This is a genomic window from Capnocytophaga sp. oral taxon 863 str. F0517, from assembly GCF_000466425.1.
GTDB lineage: Bacteria > Bacteroidota > Bacteroidia > Flavobacteriales > Flavobacteriaceae > Capnocytophaga.
Window position 1 is genome coordinate 1 of the sequence record NZ_KE992155.1, and the last position, 17096, is coordinate 17096.

Annotated in this window: 14 protein-coding genes; 6 read left to right on the forward strand and 8 right to left on the reverse strand. The window is 40.4% G+C overall.

The genetic code is table 11. The annotated features are described in order from the left end of the window. The first annotated feature begins 124 nt into the window (after positions 1-124). The 4 genes from HMPREF1551_RS13155 (at position 125) to HMPREF1551_RS06925 (ending at position 4789) form a co-directional block, all read left to right on the forward strand. A complete protein-coding gene (locus HMPREF1551_RS13155) occupies positions 125-835 on the forward strand; it encodes a hypothetical protein (protein WP_021628364.1) in 711 nt (236 codons plus the stop codon). Positions 836-858: 23 nt separating this feature from the next. Next, the gene (gene mnmE / locus HMPREF1551_RS06915; RefSeq protein WP_021628365.1) at positions 859-2286 is read left to right on the forward strand and encodes a tRNA uridine-5-carboxymethylaminomethyl(34) synthesis GTPase MnmE; all 1428 of its coding nucleotides are present in this window, start codon (positions 859-861) and stop codon (positions 2284-2286) included. Between the two features lie 40 nt (positions 2287-2326). Continuing rightward, positions 2327-3805: a YfcC family protein gene (locus tag HMPREF1551_RS06920; protein WP_021628366.1), complete on the forward strand. Its 1479-nt coding sequence runs from the start codon at positions 2327-2329 to the stop codon at positions 3803-3805. A 120-nt stretch (positions 3806-3925) separates the two neighbouring features. After that, positions 3926-4789, forward strand: a complete 864-nt coding sequence (locus HMPREF1551_RS06925) for a lipocalin family protein (RefSeq protein WP_021628367.1) — start codon at positions 3926-3928, stop codon at positions 4787-4789. A 75-nt stretch (positions 4790-4864) separates the two neighbouring features. Here the strand turns inward: HMPREF1551_RS06925 and HMPREF1551_RS06930 are convergent, their stop codons facing one another. From HMPREF1551_RS06930 to HMPREF1551_RS06940, 3 genes are read right to left on the reverse strand one after another with little or no spacing between them, the layout of a single operon-like run. Continuing rightward, on the reverse strand, positions 4865-5680 hold the full coding sequence (locus HMPREF1551_RS06930) for a class I SAM-dependent methyltransferase (RefSeq protein ID WP_021628368.1): 816 nt from the start codon (positions 5678-5680) through the stop codon (positions 4865-4867). A gap of 4 nt (positions 5681-5684) precedes the next feature. Continuing rightward, a complete protein-coding gene (locus HMPREF1551_RS06935) occupies positions 5685-6929 on the reverse strand; it encodes a hypothetical protein (protein ID WP_021628369.1) in 1245 nt (414 codons plus the stop codon). A gap of 23 nt (positions 6930-6952) precedes the next feature. After that, the gene (locus tag HMPREF1551_RS06940) at positions 6953-9280 is read right to left on the reverse strand and encodes a TonB-dependent receptor (RefSeq protein ID WP_021628370.1); all 2328 of its coding nucleotides are present in this window, start codon (positions 9278-9280) and stop codon (positions 6953-6955) included. 181 nt (positions 9281-9461) lie between these two features. Here HMPREF1551_RS06940 and HMPREF1551_RS06945 point away from each other — a divergent pair, with 181 nt between their 5' ends. Further along, positions 9462-10451, forward strand: coding sequence for a helix-turn-helix domain-containing protein (locus tag HMPREF1551_RS06945; RefSeq protein ID WP_034544460.1), 990 nt, complete (start codon positions 9462-9464; stop codon positions 10449-10451). A 45-nt stretch (positions 10452-10496) separates the two neighbouring features. Here the strand turns inward: HMPREF1551_RS06945 and HMPREF1551_RS06950 are convergent, their stop codons facing one another. Continuing rightward, the gene (locus HMPREF1551_RS06950) at positions 10497-11723 is read right to left on the reverse strand and encodes a hypothetical protein (RefSeq protein ID WP_021628372.1); all 1227 of its coding nucleotides are present in this window, start codon (positions 11721-11723) and stop codon (positions 10497-10499) included. A gap of 26 nt (positions 11724-11749) precedes the next feature. After that, entirely contained in the window at positions 11750-14074 is a 2325-nt protein-coding gene (locus HMPREF1551_RS06955; RefSeq protein WP_021628373.1) for a TonB-dependent receptor, read from the reverse strand. Between the two features lie 212 nt (positions 14075-14286). Here HMPREF1551_RS06955 and HMPREF1551_RS06960 point away from each other — a divergent pair, with 212 nt between their 5' ends. Beyond that, entirely contained in the window at positions 14287-15276 is a 990-nt protein-coding gene (locus HMPREF1551_RS06960) for a helix-turn-helix transcriptional regulator (protein ID WP_034544461.1), read from the forward strand. A 1-nt stretch (position 15277) separates the two neighbouring features. On the opposite strand, the gene HMPREF1551_RS06965 is transcribed toward HMPREF1551_RS06960, so the two are convergent. The 3 genes from HMPREF1551_RS06965 to HMPREF1551_RS06975 form a co-directional block, all read right to left on the reverse strand. After that, the gene (locus tag HMPREF1551_RS06965; protein WP_021628375.1) at positions 15278-15685 is read right to left on the reverse strand and encodes a hypothetical protein; all 408 of its coding nucleotides are present in this window, start codon (positions 15683-15685) and stop codon (positions 15278-15280) included. Positions 15686-15697: 12 nt separating this feature from the next. Beyond that, positions 15698-15937, reverse strand: coding sequence for a hypothetical protein (locus tag HMPREF1551_RS06970; protein WP_021628376.1), 240 nt, complete (start codon positions 15935-15937; stop codon positions 15698-15700). Positions 15938-16071: 134 nt separating this feature from the next. After that, positions 16072-17022 (reverse strand): acetyl-CoA carboxylase carboxyltransferase subunit alpha, encoded by a 951-nt coding sequence (locus tag HMPREF1551_RS06975; RefSeq protein WP_021628377.1) that lies wholly within the window; start codon positions 17020-17022, stop codon positions 16072-16074. Positions 17023-17096: the final 74 nt, after the last annotated feature.

The following is a 17096-nucleotide window of genomic DNA, read 5'->3' on the forward strand; positions in this document are numbered from 1 at the left end:
GTAACTTTCTTATATCGAACTCACGTTAAAATATGACCCCAAAGGAAATGTTATTGATAAGATAGAAACCAAGAGTTTAGACGGTAGAGAACATCTTTTAAATAGATTTTATGGGGATTATCTGATGGATTTTGAAGGAAAACGTTATTGCACTTGGGCAATAGATGGTGATAAGTCTTTTAAAGAAATGGAATTAGTTCCCCATTCTGAGCAATGGGATAGAGAAACTCAAGAAAACTTTTACTTAGAAGAGATAAAAGATAAATCACCTTATTATGATATTATAGACGACAACTTTTTCTTTTTCAAAGATAACAAATGGAGCTACTTTCCTACAAAAATATACCATTCTGATTGGAAAGAGTTGAAATATGGAATAGATGACATGTATTCTGAAAAGAAAATGCAAGAAAGAAAATGTATTAGTCTTTTTTCACGAGAAGAACGGGAGTTTGCACCTAAAGAGGAAAGTGAAAAACGTGATAAGTTTATTCCTGAATATTTTAAAATAGAAGAAAGAGGTAGTCATAGAGGTTCTACCATAGGGGGTGGTTCTATGTCTTATCTTACCACTTGGGAAAAAGGATTTTTATTCTTCAAACTACAAGTAAACGGACAAACTTTTGATCTTAAGAACAAAGAAAGTATATACAATCATAGAAATATAATGAAAGATAAGACCAAATACTTTCATATGTATGGAGGTATCTTAGAAAATTATGGCGAATACGATGTATATACCCATCCACAGTTAGAATATGCTCTCTTTGCACCAAATGAAATCCTTTCTTATGATATCTGCCCTGTATTTATCATTAAAAATAAAAAAGAATAGCTGTAAAAAAGAATATTTCACCTATGAATCACGAAAAAACACCTTATATAAATGATACTATAGTTGCTTTAGCTACTGCCACAGGTGTGGGAGCTATTTCGGTAATACGTTTATCAGGAAAAGAAGCTATCGAACTCTCTGACAAAATATTCAAAACAGTAAGTGGAAAGCCTTTATCCGAGGCACCTTCTCATACCGTTCATTTAGGAACTATCAAAAGCGAAAACCAAGTAATTGATGAGTGCTTAGCAACTATTTTCAAAGGAAAGAGGTCTTATACAGGCGAACCCGTAGTAGAGTTTTCTTGTCACGGAAGTGCTTATATTACTCAAGAAGTAATAAAATTATGTTTAGCAAATGGTGCAAGGCTTGCCGAAGCTGGAGAATTTACCAAGCGTGCTTTCCTCAATGGAAAATTAGCCCTTAACCAAGCCGAAGCAGTTGCTGACCTTATTGCCTCAGATAGTAAAGCCTCTCATCAAGTAGCTTTGCAACAAATGCGAGGTGGTTTTACTTCTGAAATAGAAGATTTGCGACAAGAGCTACTTAACTTTGCTTCTTTGATAGAATTGGAATTGGATTTCTCAGAAGAAGATGTCGAATTTGCAGATAGAAGTCAGTTCGAACAACTACTCAAAAGGATAAAAACTACTTTGCAAACTCTTATACAATCTTTCTCCGCAGGTAATGCGATTAAGAATGGGATACCTGTTGCTATTGTAGGCAAACCCAATGCAGGCAAATCAACCCTGCTTAATACTCTGCTCAATGAAGAACGCGCCATCGTATCGGACATCGCAGGGACTACACGCGATACTATAGAGGAGACACTTCATATAGCAGGGGTTACCTTTCGCTTTGTAGATACCGCAGGAATTCGTGATACTCAGGATAAAATAGAAGCGATTGGGGTAGAAAAAGCTAAGGAAAAGATAAAAAAGGCACAGATAGTACTCTATCTCTATAATGAAAAAGAGAATACTACCGATGAAGTAGTTCAGTTTGTTCAAGGAAATTACCGAAAAGACCTTAAAATATTGCTCTTACATAACAAAACAGATAATGAATATATAGGTTTATCTGATTTTGATGAAGCAATAGAGAAAAAACTAAATCCTAAGGAACGAAAATATGGTTATGGTCAGCTAAGAATCTCGGCCAAGGAAAAAATCAATATAGAGGCGCTTAAAGAGCTTCTTTCTTTTTATGCCAAGGAGCTTACCACTACAGAAAGTGTGACTATAATTACCAATATTCGCCACTTAGAAGCGCTCCAGCAAACGCTTTTGGCTCTTGATAGGGTAGAGGAGGGGCTTTCTTCACAGCTTTCAGGAGACTTATTGGCTATCGATATACGGGAAATGCTCTACCATTTGGGAAGTATCACTGGTGCAGTGAGCAATGATGAGGTATTGGGGAATATATTTTCTCGTTTTTGTATTGGTAAATAAAGAATTTTTCGTACATTTGTCTCTCTAATTCTAAAAAGGAATGAAGAAGTTAAAGTTTCCTACGCCTTATACCGTCCTTGTGATTGTGATGTGTTTGGCGGCTGCTCTTACCTATTTGTTACCAGCCGGGGGATATGATACCCTTTGGTATGATAAGTACAAAGATGTATTTGTTATCCAAAGTGCAGACAAAACCCAGGAGGTAGCAGCCACCGAAGAGGCACTTACCAGCCGTAATATCTCCATTAGTCTTGACAAGTTCAAGCAGCAGAAGATCAAAAACCCCATTTCTATTCCTAATACCTATAAGCAGCGGGAGGCAACTCCACAAGGGTTTTCGGAAATTCTCTTTGCCCCTATCAAGGGTATCTATGAGACCGTGAGTTTGATTCTTTTTGTACTCTTTATAGGTGGTTTTATAGGAGTTTTCAATAGCTCTGGGGCGCTCAATGAGGGGGTAGGCTACTTAGCACACCGCTTCAAGGGGAAGGAAGGAATTCTCATTATCGTACTCTCTACGCTGATGGCCTTAGGAGGGACCTCTTTTGGGTTGGCCGAGGAGACTTTGGCTTTCTATCCTATGTTGGTACCCATTTTCTTGGCAGCTGGTTATGACCTGTTGGTGCCCTTGGCTGTAATCTATATAGGCTCCAGTGTGGGATCTATGGCTTCCACCTCCAATCCGTTTGCTGTGATTATCGCCTCCGATGCTGCTGGAGTGGATTGGACATCTGGGCTTGCCATACGGGCAACGGCCTTGGTGCTATGCCTTGCTATTAGTATCATATATATCATCCGCTATGCAGAAAAGGTAAGGAAACATCCCGAAAAATCCTTGGTCTATGGGGTAGCTCTTCCTGAAATCTATGCAACTCAAACAGCGGAGGCTACCACTAAACTCAAATCCTCTACCAAGATACAGCTCCTTATCTTTGCGCTCACTTTTATAGTGATGATCATAGGTGTATCCCATTGGGGCTGGTGGTTCCAGGAGATGACGGGGCTTTTCTTGGTAGCGGCTATCGTCATTGCTGTGATCCAACGCACAGGAGAACAACCATTCATAGACCATTTCCTAACAGGTGCTCGAGACCTTTTAGGAGTAGCCTTTATCATAGGGATCGCTCGTGGTGTATCCTTTATCCTTAATGAAGGACAGATATCGGGTACCATACTCTACTATGCTACAGAATTAGTACAAGGTATGTCACCCATGGTATTTTTACCTATCCTCATGTTAGTTTTTGCTGTATTGAGCTTGTTTATTGCGTCTTCTTCGGGAATGGCAGTGCTTACCATGCCTATTATGGGGGCTTTGGCCACTGTCGTAGGAATAGAGGGAGACAAGGTAGTGAGTGCTTACCTCTTTGGTATGGGAATCATGGCACTGATTACCCCTACTGGTATGATCCTCCCTTCATTGACTATGGTCAATATCAACTATAACCAATGGCTTAAGTTTGTTTGGCCATTGATTGCTATCTTTGCAGTGGTACTGACAGTTTTACTATGGTTCTGATGAGTTTAAAGTGAAGATTGAAGAGTGAAAAGTGAGAAATAGCTAATATTTTTATAAATAGTTTTTTATTACAGAAAAAGTAGTATCTTTGCCCTTATAAAAACCGAAATATTGATTTTTATGAAAAGAATTTTTTTAGGGGCAATGGCCTTTGTAGCTTTGCTATTTTCTTCTTGTGAGAAGAATGAGAGTTCCTCTACCACTCAAGATCTTATAGGAATTTGGCAAGTAGAGTCAGTTAGTTTAGAAGGTTTGTCAGTACCTCTACCTCTTGATGATTGTAGCAAAAAGACAACTTTTGTTTTTACACAAACTCAAGCAACTTTTTATGACTTTGAGAAAGATGCAGCAAGAAATCTTTGTAAATATGACATAGAAGGAGGTCCTTATGTAGTAAAGGGTAATCTTATCTATGATGTAGAGGAGAGAGAATCATTTCCTTTTTCTATTTCAGGGAATACACTTACTCTAACAAAGAAGGAAGAAGGGGTGTCACTTGTTATGAAATTTAAGAAAATCACTCAAGCCCAACTTGATGCTTTATTAGCCTCTGCTAATAAAGCAGGTGGAAACAACAATGGAAGTGGCAATAACAATGGAGGTGGAAACAATAGTAATGAAGGAGGCAATAACAATACAGGAAAAACAATAGCAAATCTCGATGGGATTTGGCAGATAGTTTCCGTGACAGAAAATGAAGTTATAGAACAGTTTGATAATTGTGAAAAGAAGGCATCTATAAAAATCTCAGGAAATCAAATATTATATTATGATTTTGAACAAAAGCCTGTAGGATGTATATCTGAAATAAAAGTAAAGAATTTTACTGTTTCAAGTGATACTACTATTGAAGTAGAGAGAAAAAGACATTTCATTTCTATAGTAGGAGATAACTTAACAATGACCACTGTAAGTAATGCTATAAGAAAAGTAGTTGTATACAAGAGAATTACCCAAGCCCAATTAGATGCTTTATTGCGATAAAATAAGCAATAAAACTATAAGAAAGAGACTGTCCCTCTTGGGACAGCCTCTTTCTCATTTATCACTATTTGTTATTCACTTTTCATTTATCTCCGCTCTTACTACTCTTTGGTTGAATCGCTTATAGAAATAAGGGAGTTTATAGAGTAGTCTAAAGATAAAGGGATAACGTCCGCGGTTGTAGTCACTCATATAGTACTCTTGACCAATATGCAGATGAGGATGCCACTGCTCGAGGGTATGGCTATCCAGTTCACTCCATCTAAATTCGGGGCGCTGTTCCTTGTCCATAGAGCCGAGAGAATCGTGATTTTTGGCATGCCCCACAAGACTATAAGCTAACATATCAAAGAGAAAGGTAGCCTTCTCGCACTTTTGGCAAAGGTTCTCAAAGAAAGCCTTCACTTGTGTACGCTCAAAGTACATCAGTACCCCCTCTACAATAATAAGGATCGGCTTCTGATGTGCCTTTATGGTCTTTATCCATTGGTAATCAAAAAGAGAAAGAGGGATAAAGGTACGCCTATCATTCTCCTCAAAGAACTTTTTACGCAATTCAATCACCTCAGGTAGATCCAATTCGTACCAATGGGTCACCGCAGGGCTTCCTAGGCGTTCGTAACGAGCGTCTAAGCCAGCACCCAACTGGATTACTACTGCATCAGGATGGGCAGAGATGAAGGCTTGAGCTTCCTTATCTATAAGGCTTGCTCTGAGACAGACCCCCGCTTGGCTGAATTTGGATTTGCTGAACTTGGAGAAGTCATAGTCTATCAGAGGAATCATCTCTTCTGCTTTCTTGTCTATGAGAAAGGGTTGGGAGTAGTGGCGTTCTTCCGCTTTTGCCCATAAGGTAATGAGCATGGTTTCGGGTATTTTTCCTAATTTCATAATTCTATTCAAAAGCGTGGAAAAAGTCAGTACCTCCTATGGTGGTAAGTAGTTGTTGGGTAGTACCAGTGGTAGGGTTATAACCGAATAGCCCTCTTTTCTCTTTGCCAGATACACCAAAAACAACAATATCCTTGTATTTGGTGATACCTACACTATGGCTGTCGGTATAAGGAATACCATCTATCTTTTTGATTGTTTTAGTATTTAAGTCCATAAGTACCGCAATACCATTTTTATCGATAAAAGGGTTGCTGATATTAAGCTCAGCAGCTGATACAAAAGCAGCTACTTTGCCGCCTCCTAAATATACTACACTATATATAGTGTTAGGCTTATAGGGAGTACCTTCTATAGGAGTGGAGGAGATATCCCATGATTTAGAACTGTCAAAATTTATTTGGGAAAGATCTCCTTTATTAGGAATGCAAACAAAACCTGAGTGTGTATTCTGTGGGTTGAAGCCAAAATATCCAGCACACATGATGTAGATATCTTTGTTCTCGTTCATAAAAATACAGCTATTATAAGAAGGCTGAGAAGGCATAGCCAAGTGGGTAGCAGTTTCAGAGATGAGTTTTTCTACCTTATCAGTTTGTGTGTTGATTACTAACACATCACTTTGTAAGTGATCTGCATAAGGGGCATAATCGGGACCTAATTGCAATAGAGGGAGGTAGTAATAATTGCCACGGATTACACCGAAGCCAGCATCAGGGCTGTTATCACTATGAGCATAAGAGGTGATGTCTATCTCTCCTGTTTTCTGCATGGTTTGTGGGTTGAATATCCATACAGTTCCTGAGTTATACAAAGGGAGATAAGCCTTGGTATCACTTACTTTGACAAAGTTGCAAGGCATAGCGTGTGCAGGTGTATCCATTTTTGCTCCTTTGGTGAGTTTTCCATTGTTGCGATCATATTGGAACTTGACTACTCCATAAGCTCCATCTATGGCATCAAGGGAATACACTTCATTACCATAGATTATTACACTGGACATATAAGGCACTTGTTCCGCCTTGGAATTATCTACACTTTCAGTAGCACTAAGTTTGTTAATAGCTTGTAGATAAGAGCTTCCACTCTTTCCATCTTCGTTTTTTAGGGATGTCTTTAGAATGTAGTTCCCTATATATTCCTTAGCTCCAACAGGAGGCGTAGGTTTAGGGTCGTTGTTGTCATCTTTCTTGCAGGCAGTACCTAGTACCGCACATGCACATAGGGTTAAGAAAAATTTTGAATACATAATAATATGATTTTTAGTTGATTTTAGAATATAAATCGGAGTTTTACTCCTCCATTGATCCCTGGGAGGGGACGGTTGAACTCGGTGAGTACTTTTTGGTCGGTAAGATTGCGTATTTTCCCTGAGATAAAGAGTTTGTTGTTGAGAAAACTATGCTCAAAGCCCAGATCAAAGGTCATACTACGAGGAATACGGCGCTTGTTGAGCTTGGTCATCTCAAAATCATAGTAATATTCTTCTACGAAAGCATAATCTAAGAAGATACGGGTGTTCTGCCTGGTGCCTCCAAAGAGATTTTCCCGATGAAACTCTAACCCCATATTTCCCATAAGGTAGGGAATATTGGGCATACGCTTGTCCTTGGTAGGGTTGGGTACTGTACTGGCAGGCTCATAATCGCGAATGTCCCTAAGGTCTTGGTAGGTAGTATTCGCATAAGCATAGAGCGAAGGAAGCACATCGGCTTTGGCTTCAAACTCTATTCCCATAGTACGCATCTCTCCGAAGTTTTGGTATTGGGCACCAATAAGACCTGCCGTATAACGAATCATATCCTTTAGGTGCATATAGAAAAAGTTGAGTTCTATTTGGGCATTGCTTGGGTGCTTGCCTACTAAGTCAAATAGACAACCTATATTGGCACTTGTATTGTGCTCAGGGAGCAAATCACCACTGGGGACAATAGTAATCCCATCGCCTAAGAGTTCATTTTCGGTGGGGATACGTACATCATGACCTACCGATAGTTTACCCATAAAGGTAGGGAAGAAGCGGTAGCGCAAGGCATCATTGATACCAAAACTACTTTTATTCAGATCTACATCGTACTGACCAGGTACGAAAAGGGGTGCCCGCTGGGTATGCATGGTATATAGATAATAGCGCCCAGTGAGAGAGTTGAGGAACTTATCATCTGAAGAGCGGAAGTCATAGGTAAGGCCACTAACCCAGCTAAGCATATGAGAGTCAAAATTGATCTGCTTTCCTAAACTTAACCTCTTGAGCTCGTCCTTGGGAGTGCCTTTGGCAACAGAGAGTACTGTGTTGAAATTCAGTGAATGTTGCTCGTTTATCAGATACTCCAAGTTGGTTTTATTGACAAAAGAAAACTTTTTATCATCGGAATCTGAAGGGAAGTTGTAGCCCGCTTCGCCCCCATAGCGTGAGGGAGTAGGGTAGGAGGAACCGTCCCATTCGTAGCGACGAGTAGCCTTGTCTATAAAGTTCATTTGGGTAAGTACCAAGCCGTTGAGCATATCAAAGTTGAGCCCTTCTAAGAAGAAGTTATCCTTTTTGAGTTTGGTAGCCAGTCCAGCCATGAGCGAACGGCTATGTGCCTCACGAATATCATACTCTATTCCTTGAACTTCTTTGTAAGTTTTGACCACAATAGGCTCTACTTCTATCTCGTCAAACCACCATTGGTGAGCTTTAAAACTTCCTCCTACCAGTATTTTCTGGTATTTATCATGATTGCGAGTGATATAGAGTCCCTTTCGATAAGGGGATTCAAAAGTATAGTTGTTGTCAGAACTTGTATAGCCTCCTCCGATGCCAAAGGTAAGCCCTTTATCCTTGAGGTTACGCTTGAAGACCGCTTGCAGCTTATGAGTATTAAAGGACTCTACCCCATAGCTTAGGTCAGCATATTTTTCAGGGTATTCACGAATCACAATATTGACGGCCCCCCCTAAGGAGGCACCTCCAAAGCGGGCAGGGACGACTCCTTTGTAAATCTCAATACGGTCAATCATATCCACTGGGATATCATTGATATCTATATAGTCTGATTGTTCTGATAAGGGCAATTCATCAATAAAGAAACCGATACGTTTGCCTTCCAAGCCACGTACAGAAAGGCGAGAGGAGCTTCCTACGCCTCCAGAGGAGCGAATCGTAACCCCCACGGTCTTCACTAATATATCCTGTACACTGCTCACGGTACCTCGCATATTGGATAGGTCAATCACCGTAACCGGCATGGCTTCTTCTTTCTTTTGGTGGGCAATGGTTTTGGCAGTGAAGACGACCTCTCCGATTTCCTGCTTTTCAGAGGTAAGAGAGATGTTTTGCTTGGTATCCCCATTAATGGTTATTTTTTTGCTAATACTTTGGTAGCCAAGGTAATAATAGCCTATGGTATAGTTGCCCTTAGGCAGGGAGGGAAAAGAATAAAAACCCTTTTCATCACAAGCGGTGCCTTTTCCGGTCTCTTTGATGAAGACTTCTGCCTTGATTAAGGGTTCGCCCGTGGTCTTGTCTATCACTTTTCCAGAAAGACTACCTTTTTGTTGCGCATAGCTAAAAGCAGAAAAAAGCAGTAGTAAGTAAAAAATCTTTCTAAGTAGCATAAGTGTAATAAGTTGATTCAGTGTGTTTTATTTTATTTGTTTTCCTTCAAAATGAAAAAAAATTGTGAGATTTGGAAAATTTATTTATCTTTGCTCTAAATAATTAATTTCGTAAGGCAAACGTACGTTTTTTTATTTTAATCTTAATAGCAAAGATTTTAATCTCAATAGCGAATTTATGATGAAGCGATTGACCAAACAAGATATACAGGAACTGAGTTTAGAGCAGGTAGAGGTACCCTTGGTAAAGAGTGAGGCAGAGATGGGGATCTATTGTGGCCGTCTTGAGGACAAATTAGCAACCTTCACCACCCATGGCAAGAAGATAGGTAAGCATGCTTATTACAGTTGGCAGGCCGAGGTAAGGGATAATTATTCCTTTGAGGGGCGTATGGCGATCCCCTCAGTACGATTCTATTTTGTAACTAAGTCTCAAAAAGGGATACATGTGGATATAGATGGGCAGATTTTCACGGCTAAGCAAGGAGAACATAATGTGTTCTTTTGCAAAGATGAATGCTTTGGGAGAGATATTTTTTTGAAAAATGATACGATGGAAGTGATTACTATAGCCATAAGTGAAGAAGAGTTTGCCCAAATAGCACAGCAATACCCTGATAGCTTTATGACGATCTATAAGAGATACCAAAGTGAGGACAACTTTCTGCTCAGTCGTCAAGGAGGTTTTCTAACTTCTATGCAGATGCAGACAGTCTTGCAACAGCTCAATAATACAGAACTTTTGGGCAATGCAGCAGGGGTATATGCTGACCTTAAAGTATTGGAATTGTTCCTGTTACAGTTTCACCAAATGGACACTCAGAAATACCAAAACTACCAATATTGTAAGACCCATACGGATATAGATAAGATATATGAGGTAAGTGAGCGGCTTATCCATAACCTACGATACACGCCCTCTATCAGTGAATTGGCGAGGGAAATAGGGATGAATGAGAAGAAATTATGCTATGGGTTTAAGGAAGTGTTTGGTAATACCATCTTCGGCTATCTGTATGATTATAAGATGCAACTTGCCCAACAGCTGTTGCTACAAACAGATAAGTCTGTCAGTGAGATCGCTTTTCAATGTGGCTATGAGCACCTGTCGCATTTTTCTACTGCTTTTAAGCGCAAGTTTGGACTAAGTCCACAAGAGATGAGAAGGTAAAATGTACCCATGCAGATAAAATTAACATGGGTACATTTTAGTCTATTATTCAAAAGCATGGAAATAAGCGGGGTTTCCTTGAGTACTAAGGAGTTGTTGAACAGCTCCTGTAGCAGGATCAAAGGAGAACAAACCTACCTTATCGGTTCCGAAAGCGGCAAAGACTGCCTTATTTTCCAGTTTGCCAATAGCTATACTGTGTCCGTCGCTGAAAGGAATACCATCTATCTTCTTTATAGTTTTAGCACTAAGGTCAATGATAACAGCCATGACATTTTTGGCTATATAAGGATTTTGTTCATTTAGTTCACGAATACCTACATAGGCTGCTACTTTGTTGTTGCCTATATATTGTGTATTAATGACAGTGGCTGCCTTATGCTCATAGCCTTCGATGGGAGTAGTGGAAATATCCCATGACCTATTGGTGTCAAAATCTGTAGTTCCCTTAGGAATACAGAGGAAGCCACACTTGGTATTGGCAGGATTGTATCCAAAATATCCTGAAGTAGCTATATAGAGGTCGCCCGCTTCGTTAGTAAACATCATACCGCTATGTGGAGCCATAGAACGGGTAGGATAGATGAGTCCAGAGGTCTTCTCTGAAGCTATTTTTTCAACTTTATCGGTTTGGACATCGATGATAGCTACATCACTTTGTGGATAATCAGCATAGGGAGCACTTGCATTAGGATCTATTTGGTTAAGAGATAAGTAGTATTTACCATCTCGCACGAATCCCATAGCAGGATCCGCACTGTTATCTCCATGGGCATACTCTTGGAGGGCAATTTCTCCTGTTTTTTTCATAGTTTGTGGATTGATAATCCATACTACTCCTTGAGTATAGAGCGGCATATAGGCTTTGGTATCACTTACTTTTTCTAGGTGTCCGACAAAGGAACCTACAGGAGTAGGAAGGCTGGCTCCTTTATTGAGCTTTTTAGCAGTAGGATCATATACCCAATGGGTAACATTTGTCCCTTTCATCAAGTCAAAGATATAGACGTCTTTGCCTATCACTTGTACACAGGAGGCGAACTCTAATTGTTCGGCATTATCATTGGTGATAGCTCCAGATAATTTTTGGAATACTTGTACATAGGAGCTTCCACTCATACCATCAGGGTTTTTCACTGTGGTTTCCAATAGGAAATCTCCTGTGTACTCCTTGCCCTCTGGAGTAGGTGCAGGTGTTGGTTCATCATCTTTTTTGCAAGCGGTGCTTAGTACAGCGCAAGCACATAGGGTTAAGAGAATTTTTGAATACATAATAATATGATTTTTTAGTTAATTTCTTAGAATATAAGGCGGAGCTTGACCCCTCCGTTGATCCCTGGAAGCGGTTTATTGAACTCGGTAACTACTTTTTGGTTGGTAAGGTTGCGTATTTTTCCTGAAATAAAGAGTTTGTTGTTGAAAAAACTATGCTCAAAGCCCAAATCAAAGGTCATACTGCGGGGAATACGGCGCTTTTCTCGCTTGGTTATCTCAAAATCATAGTAATATTCTTCTACAAAGGCATAATCTAAGAAGATACGGGTGTTCTGTCCTGTACCACCCAAGAGGTTTTCTCGGTGAAACTCTACTCCCATATTGCTCATAAGGTAGGGAATATTGGGCATACGCTTGTCCTTAGTAGGGTTGGGTACACTACTGTTAGTCTCATACTTGCGAACATCTCTCAGGTCTTGGTAGGTCGTATTCACATAGGCATATAAACAAGGGAGTATATCGGCTTTGGCTTCGAACTCTACCCCTAAGGTACGCATCTGACCGAAGTTTTGATACTGGGCTCCTATAACCCCTGCGGTATATCGAATCATATCTTTCAGATACATATAAAAGAAGTTGAGTTCCACTTGGGCATTGGTAGGGTGCTTGCCAACCAAATCAAAGAGACAGCCAACATTGACACTGGTATTGTGTTCGGGGAGCAAATTCCCACTGGGTACTACAGCGATACCATCACCTAAGAGTTCCGTTTCAGAGGGTATACGGACATCATACCCTACCGAGAATTTTCCCATTAAGGAAGGAAGAAAGCGATAACGCATAGCATCATTGATACCGAAATCCTTTTTGTTCAAGTCTACATCATATTGTCCTGGTACGAAAAGATGAGCCATTTGGGTATGCATGGTATAAAGATAGTAGCGCCCCGTAAGGGAGTTGAGGAACTTGTCGTCCGAAGAACGGAAGTCATAGGTAAGCCCACCGACCCAACTGAGCATATGAGAATCAAAATTCACTTGCTTACCTAAGCTCATTTGCTTGAGTTCGTCCTTGGGTTTTCCCTTAGCAAAGGCCAGTACCGAATTGAAATTAAGCGAGTGCTGCTGGTTTATCAAATACTCCAAGTTGGTTTTATTGCCAATGGTAAGTTTTTGGTCATCGGAATCAGAAGGGTATCTATAGCCTGCTTCCCCTCCATAGCGAGAAGCTGTGGGGTAGGAGGAGCCATCCCATTCGTAACGACGGGTGGCTTTGTCTATAAAATTCATTTGAGTGAGTGCTGTTACATTGAGCATATCAAGGTTAAGCCCATCCCAAAGGAAATGATTCTTTTGGAGTTTGATAGGCAATCCGACCACAAAGGAACGGCTATGTGCCTGACGAATATCATACTCTATTCCTTGTATTTCTTTGTAGGTTCTTATGGTAACAGCTTCTATTTCTACCTTATCAAACCACCATTTTTTAGCTTCAAGCCCAGCACTTGCCAATATTTTTTGATATTTGTCATGGTTACGGGTCAGGCGCAAGCCCTCGCGATAGGGAGAGTCAAAAGAATAATTGTTATCTGAGGTGGTATAGCCCCCTCCAATGCCAAAGGTAAGTCCCTTATCCTTGAGATTGCGCTTGAAGATGGCTTGTACCTTATGGGTATTATAAGACTCGAGGCCGTAACTGAGGTCTGCATATTTATCAGGATATTCGCGAGTTACAATATTGACCGCCCCACCAAGGGAAGACCCACCGAGTCGGGCAGGTACCACTCCCTTATAGATCTCGATACGGTCAATCATATCCACAGGAATATCGTTGTAGTCAATATAATCTGTTTGATCGGTCATAGGTACTTCGTCTATAAAAAAACCGATACGCTTACCCTCCAAGCCACGGACAGAAAGGCGAGAGCTACTACCTACCCCTCCAGAGGAACGGATGGTAACCCCTACGGTCTTGACCAATATATCTTGTACGCTGCTGACGGTACCTCGCATATTGGACAAGTCAATCACCGTAACAGGCATGGCTTCTTCTTTCTTTTGGTGAGCAATGGTCTTGGCAGTGAATACCACTTCGCCTATTTCCTGCTTCTCAGGGGTAAGCGCTATATTTTGCTTGGTATCTCCACTAATAGTAATTTTTTTACTAATACTCTGGTAGCCAAGATAATAGAAGCCTATGGTGTAGCTTCCCTTAGGTAGAGACAATGAGTAGAATCCCTTTTCATTGGTAGTGGTTCCCTTTCCTGTTTCCTTGATGATAATCTCGGCATTGATTAAGGGGTCTCCTGTGCTCTTATCTACAATTCTCCCTGAAAGCATTCCTTTATTTTGTGCGAAGCTAAGGGAAGAAAAAAAGAGTAATAGATAAAAAAACTTCTTAACTGACATAAATGTAATGAGTTGATTAATTGTGTTTTAGTTTATTTAGTCTTGTTAAATAATAAAAAAGACTTGTGAGATTTAAAATGATTATTTATTTTTGTTCTGAGTATCAAGGTTAAGTATGCAAATTTACATCTAATATACTTAATTTATTTTAATCTCAATAGCGAAAATTTTAATCTCAATAGCAGAATTTTAATCTCAATAGCAAATTTATGATGAAGCGATTAACAGCAGAAGACTTGCAGGAGTTGACTATAGAACAAGAAGCACCTTTGATAAAGGATGAGAGGGAAATGGAGCGCTATTATGGGTGTCTTCAGAACGATATAGTTACCTTTGTAACTTGTGGTAAGCAGATAGGTAAGCATACCTATTATAATTGGCAAGCTCAGATAAAGGAAAATTACTCCTTTGAGGGGCGAATGTCAATTCCTTCGGTACGATTTCATTTTGCTATCAAATCTAGAAAGAAATCATGTGTGGATGTAGCAGGGCAGTTAGTTTCTGCCAATCAAGGAGAGCACAATGTTTTTTTCTGTAAGGAGGAATGTTCAGGGAAGGATATTTTTATCAAAAATGATAATTTAGAAATAATTACAATTGCAATAAGTGAAGCGGAGTTTGCTCAAATGGCGCAGCAATACCCTGATAGTTTTATGGTCATCTATGAGCGATACCAGAGAGGAGGAAGTTTCTTGCTCAATCCTTATGGCTGTTATTGTACTCCTGTTCAAATGCAAACTATCTTGCAACAACTCAATAATACAGAACTTTTGGGCAATGCCGCAGGGGTATATGCCGACTTGAAAGTGCTGGAATTGTTCCTATTGCAGTTCCACCTGTTGAACACTCAGAAGTACCAAAACTACCAATATTGTAAGACCCACACCGATATAGATAAGATACATCAGGCAAGCGAGCTGATTATTCACGATTTGCAGCATACTCCCTCTATCTCAGAACTGGCAAAAGGAGTAGGTATGAATGAGAAGAAATTGTGCTATGGATTTAAGGAGGTTTTTGGCAATACCATCTTCGGCTATCTCTATGATTATAAAATGAATCTCGCCCGACAATTGTTACTACATACCGATAAGTCTATAGGTGAAATAGCACTTCAATGTGGCTATGAGCATCTGTCGCACTTTTCTAGCGCTTTCAAACGCAAGTTTGGTCGTAGCCCGCAGGGGGTAAGGGGGAACTAAATTACCAAGGAGCTTTGGCTAAGAAAGTAAGTCGGATAAAGGTGATAACCGTCTCAGGGGTAATGGTAAGGTGAGCATCCAAGGCTTTGACTTCCTCGTCATCTACAAAGACAGCAAAGAGTCCATCGGTAAAGGCAAGGAAAGCAGTGTCCAAGGCCACAGTGAGGTCGGCCAAGGTTCTATTTTCCTTATCCCCAAAGGTGATTTTTCCCTCTTGGGCTTGCTCCCCTATTTCTTGGGCAGAGAGGAAAGGAATAAGAGAAGTATCCTCTCTCGAATCATTAAAGCGCCTTACTTCACTCTTGACACACTCCGAGATCAGCTCTCGGAGCGTTTCAGGCTGCTTTTCTAAGGTTACTTCAATGATTTTAATTTTCTTCTTGCCTAATTTTTTGAGTTGTATCTGCATGGGCTATGCGATTTAGAATTGGCGTATTCCCTTGAGGAATATCCAGCGCATCAGGAGTACCTCCTTGCCTTTCTCATCATCCTCATAAGCAGCAAAGCGCGGAGAGAGTACGATAGCCAAGCCTCCTGTTATAATAAAGGTAATGAGATAGGGAAGCTGAGGAAAACAATAGAGGATTCCTAAGCGAATTAAGAGAAACAACGCTCCAAAACAGAGGAAGTTGAATAAAAAAGCGCGTATTTTGGCCGACATAGATAGGGGATTAGGTTAGCATCTTCTGCCATGAGGGCAGGCAAATCCTTGAAAAGCCCCACAGCTACTGGCCAATAGCCCTAAAGAAAGGGCTATACATACAATTTTAAACCAATGCTTCATTCTTATAATTGTTATTTATAAACACCATAGCTGGTGTATTTGTCCATTCTTTTTTCAATGAGTTTTTCTACCGAAAGTTTAGAAAGTTTCTTGTAGGTCTCTTCAATAGCTTTTTTGACACTTTCAAAAACGGCCTCTCTGTTTCGGTGCGCACCTCCAAGAGGTTCTTTGATAATATCGTCAATGAGGCCATTGGCTTTCATATCTTTAGCGGTAAGTTTGAGTGCATCGGCGGCACGCTCCTTATACTCCCAAGTACGCCAAAGAATAGAGGAGCAAGACTCTGGAGAAATTACAGAATACCAAGTGTTCTCCAACATAAAAACCTTGTCTCCAACCCCTATACCGAGCGCACCTCCCGAGGCGCCTTCTCCTATGATAAAGACGATGATGGGCACTTGTAAGCGGGACATTTCCAATAGGTTACGAGCGATAGCCTCTCCCTGTCCACGCTCCTCAGCCTCAATACCAGGATAGGCTCCAGGGGTATCGATAAAGGTAACTACAGGCAAGTTGAACTTTTCGGCCGACTTCATCAGGCGTAAGGCCTTGCGGTAGCCTTCAGGATTGGGCATCCCAAAGTTGCGATACTGGCGGCTCTTGGTATTGTTTCCTTTTTGCTGACCGATAAACATATAGGACTGATCGCCTATTTTTCCTAATCCCCCGATCATAGCCTTGTCATCCCCTACGGTACGGTCGCCATGGAGTTCGATAAAGGTATCTCCACAGAGGGCATGGATATAGTCGAGCGCATAAGGGCGGTCGATATGTCTGGATACTTGTACACGTTGCCAAGGAGTAAGATTCTCATAGATATCCTTTTTGACCTGTTCCAAACGCTTGTTTAGCTTTTTGCAGGTATCAGAGACATCTACATTACTTTCATTTCCAAGGGCAATACATTTATCTAATTGTTCTTCAAGTTCCTTGATAGGTAGCTCAAAATCTAAATATTCCATATCTTTTTGTTTGATTTGAAGTGGCTATAATAGCTACTGTATTTAGCGGGGCAAATGTACGTATTTTTTCTAAG

Coding starts and splice junctions, on each gene's coding strand:
- HMPREF1551_RS13155 (WP_021628364.1), top strand. CDS start 125: ATGGATTTTGAAGGAAAACGTTATTGCACTTGGGCAATAGATGGTGAT.
- mnmE (WP_021628365.1), top strand. CDS start 859: ATGAATCACGAAAAAACACCTTATATAAATGATACTATAGTTGCTTTA.
- HMPREF1551_RS06920 (WP_021628366.1), top strand. CDS start 2,327: ATGAAGAAGTTAAAGTTTCCTACGCCTTATACCGTCCTTGTGATTGTG.
- HMPREF1551_RS06925 (WP_021628367.1), top strand. CDS start 3,926: ATGAAAAGAATTTTTTTAGGGGCAATGGCCTTTGTAGCTTTGCTATTT.
- HMPREF1551_RS06930 (WP_021628368.1), bottom strand. CDS start 5,680: ATGAAATTAGGAAAAATACCCGAAACCATGCTCATTACCTTATGGGCA.
- HMPREF1551_RS06935 (WP_021628369.1), bottom strand. CDS start 6,929: ATGTATTCAAAATTTTTCTTAACCCTATGTGCATGTGCGGTACTAGGT.
- HMPREF1551_RS06940 (WP_021628370.1), bottom strand. CDS start 9,280: ATGCTACTTAGAAAGATTTTTTACTTACTACTGCTTTTTTCTGCTTTT.
- HMPREF1551_RS06945 (WP_034544460.1), top strand. CDS start 9,462: ATGAAGCGATTGACCAAACAAGATATACAGGAACTGAGTTTAGAGCAG.
- HMPREF1551_RS06950 (WP_021628372.1), bottom strand. CDS start 11,723: ATGTATTCAAAAATTCTCTTAACCCTATGTGCTTGCGCTGTACTAAGC.
- HMPREF1551_RS06955 (WP_021628373.1), bottom strand. CDS start 14,074: ATGTCAGTTAAGAAGTTTTTTTATCTATTACTCTTTTTTTCTTCCCTT.
- HMPREF1551_RS06960 (WP_034544461.1), top strand. CDS start 14,287: ATGAAGCGATTAACAGCAGAAGACTTGCAGGAGTTGACTATAGAACAA.
- HMPREF1551_RS06965 (WP_021628375.1), bottom strand. CDS start 15,685: ATGCAGATACAACTCAAAAAATTAGGCAAGAAGAAAATTAAAATCATT.
- HMPREF1551_RS06970 (WP_021628376.1), bottom strand. CDS start 15,937: ATGTCGGCCAAAATACGCGCTTTTTTATTCAACTTCCTCTGTTTTGGA.
- HMPREF1551_RS06975 (WP_021628377.1), bottom strand. CDS start 17,022: ATGGAATATTTAGATTTTGAGCTACCTATCAAGGAACTTGAAGAACAA.